15 protein-coding genes are annotated in these 13,210 nt (G+C 57.9%); 5 read left to right on the top strand and 10 right to left on the bottom strand.

Annotated elements, in window-relative coordinates; translation table 11 throughout:
* Positions 1-84 precede the first annotated feature (84 nt).
* The 4 genes from pyrI to CW267_RS05500 are packed head-to-tail and all read right to left on the bottom strand — an operon-like array spanning position 85 to position 1,636.
* Entirely contained in the window at positions 85-546 is a 462-nt protein-coding gene (gene pyrI, locus CW267_RS05510) for an aspartate carbamoyltransferase regulatory subunit (RefSeq protein ID WP_002886927.1), read from the bottom strand.
* A 13-nt stretch (positions 547-559) separates the two neighbouring features.
* Positions 560-1,495 (bottom strand): aspartate carbamoyltransferase, encoded by a 936-nt coding sequence (pyrB, locus tag CW267_RS05505; RefSeq protein WP_044525204.1) that lies wholly within the window; start codon positions 1,493-1,495, stop codon positions 560-562.
* A gap of 2 nt (positions 1,496-1,497) precedes the next feature.
* Entirely contained in the window at positions 1,498-1,557 is a 60-nt protein-coding gene (locus tag CW267_RS31515; RefSeq protein ID WP_227650304.1) for a pyrBI operon leader peptide, read from the bottom strand.
* Positions 1,532-1,636, bottom strand: coding sequence for a pyrBI operon leader peptide (locus CW267_RS05500; protein WP_012969080.1), 105 nt, complete (start codon positions 1,634-1,636; stop codon positions 1,532-1,534). Before CW267_RS05500 ends, CW267_RS31515 begins: the two co-directional genes overlap by 26 nt.
* Positions 1,637-1,830: 194 nt before the next feature.
* On the opposite strand from CW267_RS05500, the gene CW267_RS05495 reads away from it, so the two are divergent.
* Entirely contained in the window at positions 1,831-2,283 is a 453-nt protein-coding gene (locus CW267_RS05495; protein WP_008807128.1) for a YhcH/YjgK/YiaL family protein, read from the top strand.
* A gap of 61 nt (positions 2,284-2,344) precedes the next feature.
* On the opposite strand, the gene argF is transcribed toward CW267_RS05495, so the two are convergent.
* Together argF and argL are read right to left on the bottom strand one after the other, a co-directional pair.
* Positions 2,345-3,349 carry an ornithine carbamoyltransferase gene (gene argF / locus CW267_RS05490; RefSeq protein WP_016160171.1) on the bottom strand — a complete coding sequence of 335 codons (1,005 nt, stop codon included), beginning with the start codon at positions 3,347-3,349 and terminating at the stop codon, positions 2,345-2,347.
* Positions 3,319-3,414 carry a putative translational regulatory protein ArgL gene (gene argL, locus CW267_RS31650; RefSeq protein WP_370736902.1) on the bottom strand — a complete coding sequence of 32 codons (96 nt, stop codon included), beginning with the start codon at positions 3,412-3,414 and terminating at the stop codon, positions 3,319-3,321. Before argL ends, argF begins: the two co-directional genes overlap by 31 nt.
* 98 nt (positions 3,415-3,512) lie before the next feature.
* On the opposite strand from argL, the gene rraB reads away from it, so the two are divergent.
* Positions 3,513-3,935 carry a ribonuclease E inhibitor RraB gene (rraB, locus tag CW267_RS05485; protein ID WP_008807126.1) on the top strand — a complete coding sequence of 141 codons (423 nt, stop codon included), beginning with the start codon at positions 3,513-3,515 and terminating at the stop codon, positions 3,933-3,935.
* A gap of 49 nt (positions 3,936-3,984) precedes the next feature.
* Positions 3,985-4,749, top strand: coding sequence for a tRNA isopentenyl-2-thiomethyl-A-37 hydroxylase MiaE (gene miaE / locus CW267_RS05480; protein WP_008807125.1), 765 nt, complete (start codon positions 3,985-3,987; stop codon positions 4,747-4,749).
* Between the two features lie 283 nt (positions 4,750-5,032).
* On the opposite strand, the gene CW267_RS05475 is transcribed toward miaE, so the two are convergent.
* The 4 genes from CW267_RS05475 to pepA all read right to left on the bottom strand — a co-directional run bounded on the left by CW267_RS05475 (position 5,033) and on the right by pepA (position 10,589).
* A complete protein-coding gene (locus CW267_RS05475) occupies positions 5,033-5,536 on the bottom strand; it encodes a GNAT family N-acetyltransferase (protein ID WP_008807124.1) in 504 nt (167 codons plus the stop codon).
* A gap of 121 nt (positions 5,537-5,657) precedes the next feature.
* The gene (locus CW267_RS05470; RefSeq protein ID WP_032736732.1) at positions 5,658-8,513 is read right to left on the bottom strand and encodes a valine--tRNA ligase; all 2,856 of its coding nucleotides are present in this window, start codon (positions 8,511-8,513) and stop codon (positions 5,658-5,660) included.
* Entirely contained in the window at positions 8,513-8,956 is a 444-nt protein-coding gene (gene holC, locus CW267_RS05465) for a DNA polymerase III subunit chi (protein WP_100781446.1), read from the bottom strand. Before holC ends, CW267_RS05470 begins: the two co-directional genes overlap by 1 nt.
* Positions 8,957-9,077: 121 nt before the next feature.
* Positions 9,078-10,589 (bottom strand): leucyl aminopeptidase, encoded by a 1,512-nt coding sequence (gene pepA, locus CW267_RS05460; protein WP_008807121.1) that lies wholly within the window; start codon positions 10,587-10,589, stop codon positions 9,078-9,080.
* 389 nt (positions 10,590-10,978) lie between these two features.
* On the opposite strand from pepA, the gene lptF reads away from it, so the two are divergent.
* Complete coding sequence (lptF, locus tag CW267_RS05450; protein ID WP_012969078.1) at positions 10,979-12,076, top strand: LPS export ABC transporter permease LptF; 1,098 nt, start codon at positions 10,979-10,981, stop codon at positions 12,074-12,076.
* Positions 12,076-13,158, top strand: coding sequence for an LPS export ABC transporter permease LptG (lptG, locus tag CW267_RS05445; protein WP_008807120.1), 1,083 nt, complete (start codon positions 12,076-12,078; stop codon positions 13,156-13,158). The genes lptF and lptG overlap by 1 nt, the downstream gene beginning before the upstream one ends.
* Positions 13,159-13,210 lie beyond the last annotated feature (52 nt).

The following is a 13,210-nucleotide window of genomic DNA, read 5'->3' as shown; positions in this document are numbered from 1 at the left end:
TGCCGCCGGCGCAGACGCCGCCTGAAGGACGAAGCGTAGGGTGGTAGCCATTATAGGGAGGCCTACCACCAATACCAACCGCATTTAGTTGGCCAGCACCACATAATGAGAAAACTCTTTTTCACAGTATTTGCATTTGAGTGCGATGTCATCGGCGCGTTTTTTCACTGCAAAACTGGAAGAAACCGGTTCGGCGTGGCTGATACAGTTGCTGTTCGGGCAGACCAGCACGCTGTCAATGCGATCCGGCAGGCTCGGGCGGGATTTGCCCACCACTTCGTAATCATCAATGCGGTTTACCGTCGCCTGCGGGGCGTACAGCGACAGCTGGTTAACCTGCTCGTCGGTCAGGAAGGTGTTCTCGATTTTAATCAAATCCTTGCGGCCCATCTCGCCGGAGGGCAGGTTCAGGCCGATGGTGATGCGCTGGTCGGTTTCGGTCAGTTTGAACAGGGTGAGCAGCTTAAAGCCGACCTGCGCCGGGATATGGTCGATCACGGTGCCGCGTTTAATGGCTTCTACTTGCAGTTTATTGTCGTGTGTCATCTCTCATTCCCCCTTACAGTGCCAGCTCGCTATTCAGTACCAGTGCCAGTAACGCCTGGCGGGCGAAGATGCCGTTACCGGCCTGCTGGAAGTACCAGGCGTGCGGTGTTTTATCGACATCGGTGGTGATTTCGTCAATGCGCGGCAGCGGGTGCAGCACCTTCATGTTGGCGCGCGCCCCTTCGAGGTCGGCGGCGCGCAGGACGAACTGCGCTTTCACGTTGGCGTATTCCGACGGATCCAGACGCTCTTTCTGCACGCGGGTCATGTACAGAATATCCACTTCCGCCATCACGTCGTCGATGGCGCTATGCAGGCTCCAGGCGATACCTTTTTCATCCAGCATATCGAGGATGTACTGCGGCATGGCCAGCGCGTCCGGGGCGATAAAGTAGAAGCGGTTGCCGCTGAATTTGGCCAGCGCCTGGGTCAGGGAGTGGACGGTACGGCCATACTTCAGATCGCCGACCATCGCCACGTTGAGGTTTTCGAGGCGGCCCTGGGTCTCCTGAATGGTGAACAGGTCGAGCAGGGTTTGGGTCGGGTGCTGGTTAGCGCCGTCGCCAGCGTTCAACACCGGCACGCCGCCGGAGAATTCAGTCGCCAGGCGCGCGGCGCCCTCCTGCGGATGACGCATCACGATGGTGTCAACGTAGGTGCTGATAACGGAGATAGTATCCGCCAGGGTTTCCCCTTTTTTGCCCAGCGAGGTATTGGCGCTGTCAGAAAAGCCGACCACGCTGGCGCCCAGGCGGTGCATCGAGGTTTCAAAAGAGAGACGGGTACGGGTGGAGGCTTCAAAGAAACAGCTGGCGATAACCTTATGCTTCAGCAGCTCGGGTTGCGGATTGGCTTTCAGCTTTGCCGCCGTCGCCAGCACCAGTTCGAGGTCTTCGCGGCTGAGATCGTTTATGGAAATGATATGTTTTTGATATAGCGGGTTAGCCATGCTTATCTCCTGACGCCTGGGCAAAAAAAAAGCCCCTTAAATAAGGGGCTTCGGGAATCCAATGAGCAACGGAAAGAAAAACGCCAGGCCAGCGTCTGCGTTCAGACGCGCTAAGACAGAATGTCGTACGCAATTGGCCATGCTTCCTCCCGGCAAAACGACTGGCATTATACGCAGACCGTTATGACGATCAAGCGATTCATTCACAAACAGGTAATCGTTTGCCTGCAGAAAAGTGCGCCAGCGCAAAGAACGGTGAAACTGTACTGGTATGGCAGTGGCGATGGGGGTATAAAGTCATAAAATGAAATGCTGTTTTATATTCGAGGTAAGTGATGATTATTGGCAATATCCACCATCTGCAGCCATGGCTGCCTGCTGCGCTGCGCGAGGCCATTGAGCACGTCATCGCCCATGTCAGCGAGGCGACGCCGCTGGGTAAACACGATATCGACGGCAATAACCTGTTTTATCTGATTTCCGAAGACACCACCGAGCCGCAGGCCGCGCGCCGCGCGGAATACCATGCCCGCTATCTCGATATTCAGATTGTGCTCCGCGGCATCGAGGGGATGACCTTCAGTACCTTGCCGGCTGGAGAGCCGCAGACCGACTGGCTGGCGGAGAAAGACATCGCTTTTCTGGCCGAAGGCCAGCAGGAGAAAACGGTGATCCTCAACGAAGGGGATTTTGTGGTGTTTTATCCCGGCGAAGTGCATAAACCGCTGTGCGCCGTAGGCGCCCCGGCGAAGGTGCGCAAAGCGGTAGTGAAGATGCTGATGGCGTAAAATGGCGAGCCATATCCCGGATAAGCGCCGTGCTATCCGGGATTTGACCGCCAGCGAGGGGCTACTTGCCCAGCGTCGCCACCATCACCGCTTTGATGGTGTGCATCCGGTTTTCCGCCTGATCGAAAACCACGCTCGCCGCCGACTCAAACACTTCGTCAGTCACTTCCATGCCGCCGTGCAGGCCGTAATCGGCGGCCATCTGTTTGCCCAGCGTGGTCTGGTCGTCATGGAATGCCGGCAGGCAGTGGAGGAACTTGACCTGCGGATTGCCGGTCAGCGCCAGCATCGCGCTGTTAACCTGATAATCGCGGAGCAGGGCGATACGTTCGGCCCATTTTTCCTTCGCCTCGCCCATCGATACCCAGACGTCGGTATAGATAAAATCGGCGCCTTTCACCCCCGCGGCGATATCTTCCGTCAGGGTGATGTTGCCACCCTGCTGTTTGGCCAGTGCCGTACAGGTCTCCACCAGCTGAGACTCCGGCCAGCAGGCCGATGGCGCTACCAGGCGCAGATCCAGACCGGTCAGCGCTGCGGCTTCCAGCATCGAATTGCCCATGTTGTTGCGCGCGTCGCCGGCGTAGACCAGCGTCATCTGGTTAAAGGCTTTGCCCGGCAGGTGCTCTTTCATGGTCAGCAGGTCCGCCAGCAACTGGGTGGGGTGGAACTCGTTGGTGAGGCCGTTCCACACCGGCACGCCGGCGTATTGCGCCAGGGTCTCCACCACCTCCTGGCCGTGGCCGCGATACTGAATGCCATCGTACATCCGCCCGAGCACGCGGGCGGTGTCTTTGATCGACTCTTTATGGCCAATCTGGCTGCCGCTTGGCCCCAGATAGGTCACGCGGGCGCCCTGATCGTATGCGGCAACTTCGAAAGAGCATCGTGTACGGGTTGAGTCTTTTTCGAAGATGAGCGCGATGTTTTTCCCTGCCAGTTTCTGGACTTCGATACCGTTTTTCTTATCGGCTTTGAGCTTTGCCGCCAGCTCGAGCAGGGCGGTGATTTCTGCAGGCGTAAAATCGAGTAACTTTAAAAAATGCTTCTGGTAAAACGCAGACATGGTTCCCTCACCTGGCATAGGCCACTAATTGAATTAAAATTCAATTTATATGTATGAATATTCATTTGCAAGTCTGTGATCGAAATCTTTCACTGAGAAGTGGAGGCAATGACGGCGGTATGTGACAATAGGGACAACTGCCGCACATTATGAGGAACGAGCCATGGCAAACCCGGAACACCTGGAAGAACAGCGTGAAGAGACGCGTCTGATTATCGAAGAGCTGCTGGAGGATGGCAGCGATCCGGACGCACTGTACACGATTGAGCATCACCTCTCTGCAGACGATTTCGAAACGCTGGAGAAAGTGGCGGTGGAAGCGTTCAAGCTGGGCTATGAAGTGACCGAGCCCGAAGAGCTGGAAGTGGAAGAGGGTGACATGGTCATCTGCTGCGATATTCTCAGCGAATGCGCGCTGAACGCAGACCTGATCGATGCCCAGGTGGAACAGCTGATGACGCTGGCAGAAAAATATGACGTCGAGTATGACGGTTGGGGTACCTATTATGAGGACCCGAACGGTGAAGAAGACGGCGACGATGACGAAGATTTTGTCGATGAAGACGACGATGGTGTTCGCCACTAAGCTGCAGATGGATACGGCGGCGCCTGCCGCCGTATAGCAAGGAACTTCCATGGATTACCCGCAGATACTCTCCCCGATTATCAACTTCCTGCACTGCCCGACGCCGCAGGCGTGGATTGATGAAGCCCGCAAGCCGGAAAACCTGCCGCTGCTGCTGACCGACCATATGGTGTGCGAACTGAAAGCGGCGCAGAACGCCATGCTGCTGGTGCGTCGCTACGTCGCGGATAAAGCCGACGCCGACGAGCTGCTGGCCTGCCTGAAGCCGTATGAAGACTTCACCTACCGCTGGGGGCCGGAGCCGGATTTCGTCGCCCTGCATAAGCGGATCAACAAAAGCGCCATGCCGCAGACCGACGACCCGTGGGGCCGCCAGTTGCTGGACAGCATGATTTTGCTGATTAAAGAGGAGTTACATCACTTCTGGCAGGTGCGGGAGATGATGCTGGCGCGCGATATCCCCTACGTCAAAATCACCGCCAGCAACTATGCCCGCGGCATGCGGCGGGAGGTGCGTTCGCACGAGCCGGTGATGCTGATCGATAAGTTGATCTGCGGCGCCTATATCGAGGCCCGCTCCTGCGAACGCTTTGCGGCGCTGGCGCCGTGGCTGGATGACGATCTGCAGAAGTTTTATCTGTCGCTGCTGCGTTCCGAGGCGCGTCACTATCAGGACTATCTGGATCTGGCGCAGAAGATTGCCGGAGACGATATTAGCGAGCGGGTGCGCCAGCTCGGCGAGGCGGAAGCGGCGCTGATCCTCAGGCCGGAGGCCGAGTTCCGCTTTCACAGCGGTGTGCCGGTGGCGGCGTAACCCTCGGTATTCGGGCCCTGCAGCCCCGGTAGCCACTAACACTGGCAGTTTCAGTAGCCCTGGGGAAAGAGATAGCGTTGAGAGCTTCAGCCCGCAATGGTACGAGCCGTAGGTCGGGTAAGGCGTTAGCCGCCACCCAACAAAAAAACGGCACCGCGAGCACGGGTAAGGTGCAAGGGGTTCCATCCGGGACATACCCCGGCTTGCGCTACGCTTAGCCGGGCTACCGAACTGTAGCCCCGGTAAGCGTAGCTCTACCGGGGACGCCTGCGATATCGAGGCGCTACAGCGTTTTCAGCATCCGCACTTCACAGTCAACGTGGCCGGTGCAACCCAGCGGCCCGTCAATGTGCTCAAAGCCGAGATGTTCATATAAGCCGATCGCCTCCGTCAGGAAGGCGGTAGTTTCCAGATAGCAGCGTTTAAAGCCCTGCTCGCGGGCGTAGTCCAGCGCCAGCAGCGCCAGCTTCTTCGCCAGCCCCTGACCGCGCGCGCTGGTCATAAAATACATTTTCTGTAACTCGCAGATATCCGGCTCGCTGCAGGCGAGCGGCGCGACGCCGCCGCCGCCAACCACTTCGCCCTCTTTCTCCACCACCCAATAGGCAGAGCCTGGCTGGCTGTACAGCTCATACAGTTCATCGAGATTCGGGTCGGCGACCGTATAGCCTTTATCGGCGGTCAGGCCATATTCAGCCGAGACCTGGCGGATGACCCTGGCGATGGCGGCATTGTCTGCCGCCGTAATGCGACGCAGCAACGTCGCCGCGGGGACGCTCGTATTCATACAATGACTCATTACCCAAAAAAGACGAATGATGATGTTAATAACATCGCGACAGGGGAGAGCGCAAGCGAGGATGTTTCATAAAAAAACGCCCCTTGCCGGGTGGCAAGGGGCGGGAGGATCACAGCGCGGCGATCACCGCCTGCTGCTCAATCAGCTTCGCTTTCGCTTCCGCGTAGCCTTCCAGCTTCTCGCGCTCTTTAGCGATCACCGCTTCTGGCGCGCGGGCGACAAAACCTTCGTTGGACAGCTTGCTTTCGATGCGGCCAATTTCACCTTCGATTTTGGCCACTTCTTTCGCCAGACGCGCCAGCTCATCTTCTTTATTGATGAGGCCCGCCATCGGGATCAGCAGCTCGGCACCGTCGATAATCTTGGTCACGGAGACCGGACCTTTATCATCGGCAGGCAGCACGGTAATGCTTTCCAGACGCGCCAGGTTCAGCAGGAAGCTGCGGTTGTCGTTCACACGACGCTCGGCCTCTTTGCTGCAGCCGCGCAGCAGCAGTTCCAGCGGTTTGCCCGGGGCGATGTTCATTTCCGCACGGATGTTACGCACGGCGACGATCGCCTGTTTCAGCCATTCGGTATCGGCCAGCGCCGCGTCATCGACCTGAGAAGCATCGTACTGCGGGAACGGCTGCAGCATGATGGTGTCGGCGGTGATACCGCAGATCGCTTTCACGCGCTGCCAGATGGTCTCGGTGATGAACGGAATGATCGGATGCGCCAGGCGCAGCAGACCTTCCAGCACGGTCACCAGCGTATGACGCGTCCCGCGCAGCTCCGCTTCGCTGCCACCGTTCATCACCGGCTTGGTCAGCTCCAGGTACCAGTCGCAGAACTGGTTCCAGGTGAACTCGTACAGGATGCCGGCGGCGATATCGAAGCGGAAGTTATCCAGCGCTTCGCGATACGCTTTCACGGTGTGGTTGAATTCTGCGAGGATCCAGCGGTCGGCCAGGGAGAGCACCATTTCGCCGCCGTTGAAGCCACAATCCTGATCTTCGGTATTCATCAGTACGAAGCGGCTGGCGTTCCACAGCTTGTTACAGAAGTTACGGTAGCCTTCCAGACGCTTCATATCCCAGTTGATGTCGCGGCCGGTAGAGGCCAGCGCTGCCAGGGTGAAACGCAGGGCGTCGGTGCCGTGCGGCTCAATGCCGTTCGGGAACTGTTTCTCGGTGCGCTTACGGATTTTCTCCGCCAGCTGCGGCTGCATCATGTTGCCGGTACGTTTCTCCAGCAGCTCCGGCAGGGTGATGCCGTCAACCATATCCAGCGGGTCGATAACGTTACCCTTGGATTTGGACATCTTCTGGCCTTCGTCATCGCGGATCAGACCGGTCATGTAGACGGTCTTAAACGGTACCTGCGGCTTGCCGTTTTCATCTTTGATGAAGTGCATGGTCATCATGATCATGCGGGCGATCCAGAAGAAGATGATGTCGAAGCCGGACACCATCACGCTGGTCGGGTGGAACTGACGCAGGGCGTCGGTGTTTTCCGGCCAGCCGAGGGTGGAGAAGGTCCACAGCGCGGAGGAGAACCAGGTATCGAGAACGTCTTCATCCTGACGCAGGGCAACGTCGGCGCTCAGGTTGTTTTCCTGACGCACTTCGTCTTCGCTACGGCCCACGTAGACGTTGCCGTCGTTGTCATACCATGCCGGGATGCGGTGACCCCACCACAGCTGACGGGAGATACACCAGTCCTGAATATCGCGCATCCAGGAGAAGTACATGTTTTCGTACTGCTTCGGCACGAACTGAATGTCGCCATTCTCAACGGCTTCCACCGCCGGCTTGGCCAGCACGTCCGCACGCACGTACCACTGGTCGGTGAGCATCGGTTCGATAACCACGCCGCCGCGATCGCCGTAAGGGACGGTCAGGTCGTGCGGTTTGATCTCTTCCAGCAGGCCGAGGGCGTCAACCGCCGCAACGACGGCTTTACGCGCCGCGAAGCGTTCCAGTTTCTGGAACTCCGCCGGGATCTCGCTGGAGTAGACGTCGGATTCATTGCCTTTGGTGTCGTAGACTTCCGCGCTTTCGCGGATGTCGCCGTCAAAGGTCAGGATGTTGATCATCGGCAGCTGATGACGACGACCCACTTCGTAGTCGTTAAAGTCGTGCGCCGGGGTGATCTTCACGCAGCCGGTGCCTTTTTCCATGTCGGCGTGTTCGTCGCCCACGATCGGGATGCGACGGTTAACCAGCGGCAGCACCACGAATTTGCCAATCAAATCTTTGTAACGCGGATCTTCCGGGTTAACGGCCACGCCGGTATCGCCAAGCAGGGTTTCCGGACGGGTGGTGGCGACCACCAGGTAATCTTTACCGTCAGCGGTTTTCGCGCCATCGGCCAGCGGGTAGCGGATGTGCCACATGGAACCTTTCGATTCGCGGTTTTCCACTTCGAGGTCGGAAATGGCGGTGCGCAGTTTCGGGTCCCAGTTAACCAGGCGTTTACCGCGGTAGATCAGATCTTCTTTGTACAGGCGAACAAAGACTTCTTTCACGGCATTGGAAAGCCCCTCGTCCATGGTGAAGCGCTCGCGCTCCCAGTCCACGGAGTTGCCGAGGCGGCGCATCTGGCGGGTAATGGTGCCGCCGGATTCCGCTTTCCACTGCCAGATTTTGTCGATGAAGGCATCGCGGCCGTAGTCGTGACGGGTTTTCCCTTCTTCCGCGGCAATCTTACGCTCAACCACCATCTGGGTGGCGATACCCGCGTGGTCGGTACCGGCCTGCCACAGGGTGTTTTTGCCCTGCATGCGCTGGTAGCGAATCATGGTATCCATGATGGTTTGCTGGAAGGCATGACCCATATGCAAACTGCCGGTGACGTTCGGCGGCGGGATCATGATGCAGAAGCTCTCCTGGCTTTCATCACCATTCGGTTTGAAATAGCCCTGCTTTTCCCAGTGCTCGTAAAGCGGCTGTTCGATATCTTGTGGGTTGTATGTCTTTTCCATTATTTCCAGGTTGCCGTGTTCAGGTTGAAACCAGCCATGCGGTACGCTTTATAGCGTTCGCGCGCCAGTTGTTTCAGATTTTCTTCGTAAGGGACAAAGTCTATCACTTCTGTGAAAGCGGTGGCAAAATCTGCAAAGTTAAGCCGCAGACTGATCAGAATGTCCCGCGGGCTGCTGTTGCGTTTCTGCGGCCAGGCAATCTCCACTGGCGCACCGCCTTTCGGGCCTTCGCCCGCCAGATTATGCGGCACAAAGCTCTCCGGCGGCCGCGACCACAGCGCCTCGTCGAGGCGAATCGCCTGCTGCTCATCTTCACAGGCGATCAGGACGCGCTTGCCGTTGCGCCAACGTTCTGCGGCAATGTCACACACCAGCTGCTCGACGGCGCTCAGGCCTTCGACGGTGTTTTCGTTGTCCAGAAGGTAGAACGTTGCATTCTTCATATATGGGGCTTCTTGTCGTGGATTTAAATGCAAAGCCGGGTGGCGCTACGCTTACCCGGCCTACAAACGGCATCTTTCCGTAGGCCCGGTAAGCGTAGCGCCACCGGGCATCAGACGGCAATCACTCTTCGCCGTTAAAACCCGCACGATTGAGCAGGAACTGCGACAGCAGCGCCACCGGACGACCGGTAGCGCCTTTGGCCTTACCGGAACGCCAGGCGGTACCGGCAATGTCGAGGTGCGCCCAGTTGTACTTACGGGTAAAGCGCGACAGGAAGCAGCCGGCGGTAATTGCGCCGCCAGGACGGCCGCCAATGTTCGCCATATCGGCAAAGTTGGACTCCAGCTGATCCTGGAACTCGTCGGCCAGCGGCAGACGCCAGGCGCGGTCGCCCGCCAGTTCGGAGGCGCCGATCAGCTCATGAGCCAGCGGGTTATGGTTCGACATCAGGCCGGTGATGTGATGGCCGAGGGCAATCACGCAGGCGCCGGTCAGCGTCGCGACGTCGATAACCGCTTCCGGTTCGAAACGCTCAACGTAGGTCAGGACGTCGCACAACACCAGGCGGCCTTCGGCGTCGGTGTTCAGGACTTCCACCGTCTGGCCGGACATGGTGGTCAGGACGTCACCCGGACGATAGGCGCGACCGCCAGGCATGTTTTCACAGCCCGCCAGCACGCCGATGACGTTCAGCGGCAGCTGCAGCTCGGCAACCATCCGCATCACGCCGTACACCGCCGCGGCGCCGCACATGTCGTACTTCATCTCGTCCATGCCTTCGGCAGGCTTGATGGAGATGCCGCCAGAGTCGAAGGTCAGGCCTTTACCGACCAGCACGATAGGGCGCGCGTCCTCAGACGGGTTACCTTTATACTCGATGACCGACATCAGCGACTCGTTCTGCGAGCCGTTGCCGACGGCGAGATAGGAGTTCATCCCCAGCTCGCGCATCTGCTGTTCGCCGATCACGCGGGTAATGACGTTCTTGCTGTAGGTATCGGCCAGCTGACGCGCCTGGGAAGCCAGATAGGCGGCGTTACAGATGTTCGGCGGCATGTTGCCAAGATCTTTCGCCGCTTTGATGCCGGCGGCGATCGCCAGGCCATGCTGAATGGCGCGTTCGCCGCTGGTCAGCTCGCGACGGGTCGGCACGTTAAAGACCATTTTACGCAGCGGGCGACGCGGCTCGCTTTTGTTGGTCTTCAACTGATCGAAGCTGTACAGCGTCTCTTTGGCGGTTTCAACGGCCTGGCGAACTTTCCAGTAGTTGTTGCGGCCCTTGACGTGCAGCTCGGTCAGGAAGCAGACGGCTTCCATTGAACCGGTATCATTCAGGGTATTGATGGTTTTCTGGATGACCTGCTTATACTGACGTTCATCCAGCTCGCGCTCTTTGCCGCAGCCAATCAGCAGAATGCGCTCAGACAGAATGTTTGGCACATGGTGCAGCAATAACGTCTGGCCAGGTTTGCCTTCCAGCTCGCCGCGACGCAGCAGGGCGCTGATGTAGCCGTCGCTGATTTTATCGAGTTGTTCGGCGATGGGGGAGAGGCGACGTGGTTCAAAGACGCCGACCACGATACAGGCGCTCCGTTGCTTCTCCGGGCTACCGCTTTTTACACTGAACTCCATGCACTATGCTCCTGAATCTTAAAGACAACAGTGGTGGCTACGGCTATACTCGTCGCCTTTCAAGTTGCAGATGCGCCGGCTGCGCCTGCTTACCTGATGCGGGCCTAACGCGCGCGCCAGGGGTCACAGCCCTGCTGCCTTCTTACAACTCGAAATCCATTGAGTATATAATTGCAAGCTTTCGTAACTCATGTCCGCTGTTGCGGTGACTTCGTGTTAATCTTAACGTTATTAAGGCCTGGGTTCGTCAGAAAAGATCCTGACATGCAGAACCGATGAGTCATTTAATCTTAGCGATGTTTTCAACGACCAAAGAGAATAAATGACGTTTAAGCCATGAAACAAGCAATTTTCCTGCAATAAAACGGGTTTTTACGGGCGTATTTATAGTGATAATCATAAGATATCTGGTTCGTGAGACGCTGAAAAGCCAGTTGGCGATCCTATTCATCCTGTTACTGATTTTCTTTTGTCAGAAATTAGTCAGGATCCTCGGCGCCGCGGTGGATGGCGATATCCCAACCAATCTGGTGCTCTCGCTGTTGGGGCTCGGCATCCCGGAGATGGCGCAGCTTATCCTGCCGTTAAGTTTGTTCCTTGGCCTGCTAATGACCCTGGGCAAGCTGTACACCGAAAGTGAAATTACGGTGATGCACGCCTGCGGTCTGAGCAAAGCCGTGCTGATCAAGGCGGCGATGATCCTCGCGCTGTTCACCGGCGCAGTGGCGGCGGTCAACGTCATGTGGGCGGGGCCGTGGTCGTCGCGCCATCAGGACGAAGTGCTGGCCGAAGCCAAAGCCAACCCCGGCATGGCGGCGCTGGCCCAGGGCCAGTTCCAGCAGGCCAGCGATGGTAACGCGGTGATGTTTATCGAGAGCGTCAACGGCAACCGCTTCCATGACGTCTTCCTTGCCCAGCTGCGTCCGAAAGGCAATGCGCGCCCCTCGGTGGTGGTGGCGGATTCCGGCGAGCTGTCGCAGCAGAAAGACGGTTCGCAGGTGGTAACCCTCAACAAGGGCACCCGCTTTGAAGGCACCGCGATGCTGCGCGATTTCCGCATTACCGACTTCAATAACTATCAGGCCATTATCGGCCACCAGGCAGTGACCTCCGATCCGGACGACACCGAACAGATGGATATGCGCACTCTGTGGCAGACCCATACCGACCGCGCGCGTGCCGAACTGCACTGGCGCTTCACGCTGGTGGCGACCGTCTTCATTATGGCGCTGATGGTGGTGCCGCTCAGCGTGGTGAACCCGCGTCAGGGGCGCGTGCTGTCGATGCTGCCGGCGATGCTGCTTTACCTGGTGTTCTTCCTGCTGCAAACGTCGATTAAGTCGAACGGCGGCAAAGGCAAAATGGACCCGGCTATCTGGATGTGGGCGATTAACCTGCTCTATTTTGCGCTGGCGGTGCTGTTAAACCTGTGGGACACGGTGCCGATGCGCCGCTTCCGCGCCCGTTTTAATAAAGGAGCGGCCTGATGCAGGCGTTTGGCGTACTTGACCGTTATATCGGTAAGACGATTTTCAACACCATCATGATGACCCTGTTCATGCTGGTGTCGCTCTCCGGCATTATCAAGTTTGTCGATCAGCTGAAAAAGTCCGGGCAGGGTAGTTACGATGCGCTGGGCGCTGGTCTCTACACCATCCTCAGCGTGCCGAAGGACATCCAGATCTTCTTCCCGATGGCGGCGCTGCTTGGCGCGTTGCTGGGGCTGGGGATGCTGGCCCAACGCAGCGAGCTGGTGGTGATGCAGGCATCCGGTTTCACCCGGCTGCAGGTGGCGCTGGCGGTAATGAAAACTGCGATCCCGCTGGTGCTGCTGACCATGGCGATCGGCGAGTGGGTGGCGCCCCAGGGCGAGCAAATGGCGCGCAACTACCGCGCCCAGCAGATGTACGGCGGTTCGCTGCTGTCGACTCAGCAAGGGCTGTGGGCGAAAGATGGCCACAACTTTGTCTATATCGAACGCGTGAAAGGCAACGATGAGCTGGGGGGCGTCAGCATCTATGCCTTCAATCCGGAGCGTCGTTTAGAGTCGGTGCGCTATGCCGCCTCGGCAAAGTTCGATAGTGAAAATAAAGTGTGGCGCCTGTCGCAGGTGGATGAATCCAACCTGACCGATCCAAAGCAGGTGACCGGGTCGCAGATGGTGAGCGGTACCTGGAAAACCAACCTGACGCCGGATAAGCTCGGCGTGGTTGCCCTGGATCCGGATGCGCTGTCGATCAGTGGTCTGCACAACTATGTGAAATACCTGAAGTCCAGCGGCCAGGATCCGGGACGCTACCAGCTCAATATGTGGAGCAAAATCTTCCAGCCGCTGTCGGTGGCGGTGATGATGCTGATGGCGCTGTCGTTTATCTTTGGTCCGCTGCGTAGCGTGCCGATGGGCGTGCGGGTGGTGACGGGGATTAGCTTCGGCTTTATCTTCTACGTGCTGGACCAGATTTTCGGCCCGCTGACCCTGGTATATGGCATACCGCCGATCATCGGCGCGCTGTTGCCGAGCGCCAGCTTCTTCCTGATAAGCCTTTGGCTGATGATGCGCAAGGCCTAGCGGGTTAAGCCCGGAACGTATAAGCCCCCTCAACGATGAGGGGGCTTTTTTT

It is taken from the genome of Klebsiella sp. X1-16S-Nf21, assembly GCF_002837615.1.
Classification (GTDB): Bacteria; Pseudomonadota; Gammaproteobacteria; order Enterobacterales; family Enterobacteriaceae; genus Klebsiella; species Klebsiella variicola.
Note: the sequence above shows the minus strand (reverse complement) of the source record. Positions and strands in the feature narration are given on the sequence as shown.

Coding starts and splice junctions, on each gene's coding strand:
- pyrI (WP_002886927.1), bottom strand. CDS start 546: ATGACACACGACAATAAACTGCAAGTAGAAGCCATTAAACGCGGCACC.
- pyrB (WP_044525204.1), bottom strand. CDS start 1,495: ATGGCTAACCCGCTATATCAAAAACATATCATTTCCATAAACGATCTC.
- CW267_RS05500 (WP_012969080.1), bottom strand. CDS start 1,636: ATGGCCAATTGCGTACGACATTCTGTCTTAGCGCGTCTGAACGCAGAC.
- CW267_RS05495 (WP_008807128.1), top strand. CDS start 1,831: ATGATTATTGGCAATATCCACCATCTGCAGCCATGGCTGCCTGCTGCG.
- argF (WP_016160171.1), bottom strand. CDS start 3,349: ATGTCTGCGTTTTACCAGAAGCATTTTTTAAAGTTACTCGATTTTACG.
- argL (WP_370736902.1), bottom strand. CDS start 3,414: ATGAATATTCATACATATAAATTGAATTTTAATTCAATTAGTGGCCTA.
- rraB (WP_008807126.1), top strand. CDS start 3,513: ATGGCAAACCCGGAACACCTGGAAGAACAGCGTGAAGAGACGCGTCTG.
- miaE (WP_008807125.1), top strand. CDS start 3,985: ATGGATTACCCGCAGATACTCTCCCCGATTATCAACTTCCTGCACTGC.
- CW267_RS05475 (WP_008807124.1), bottom strand. CDS start 5,536: ATGAATACGAGCGTCCCCGCGGCGACGTTGCTGCGTCGCATTACGGCG.
- CW267_RS05470 (WP_032736732.1), bottom strand. CDS start 8,513: ATGGAAAAGACATACAACCCACAAGATATCGAACAGCCGCTTTACGAG.
- holC (WP_100781446.1), bottom strand. CDS start 8,956: ATGAAGAATGCAACGTTCTACCTTCTGGACAACGAAAACACCGTCGAA.
- pepA (WP_008807121.1), bottom strand. CDS start 10,589: ATGGAGTTCAGTGTAAAAAGCGGTAGCCCGGAGAAGCAACGGAGCGCC.
- lptG (WP_008807120.1), top strand. CDS start 12,076: ATGCAGGCGTTTGGCGTACTTGACCGTTATATCGGTAAGACGATTTTC.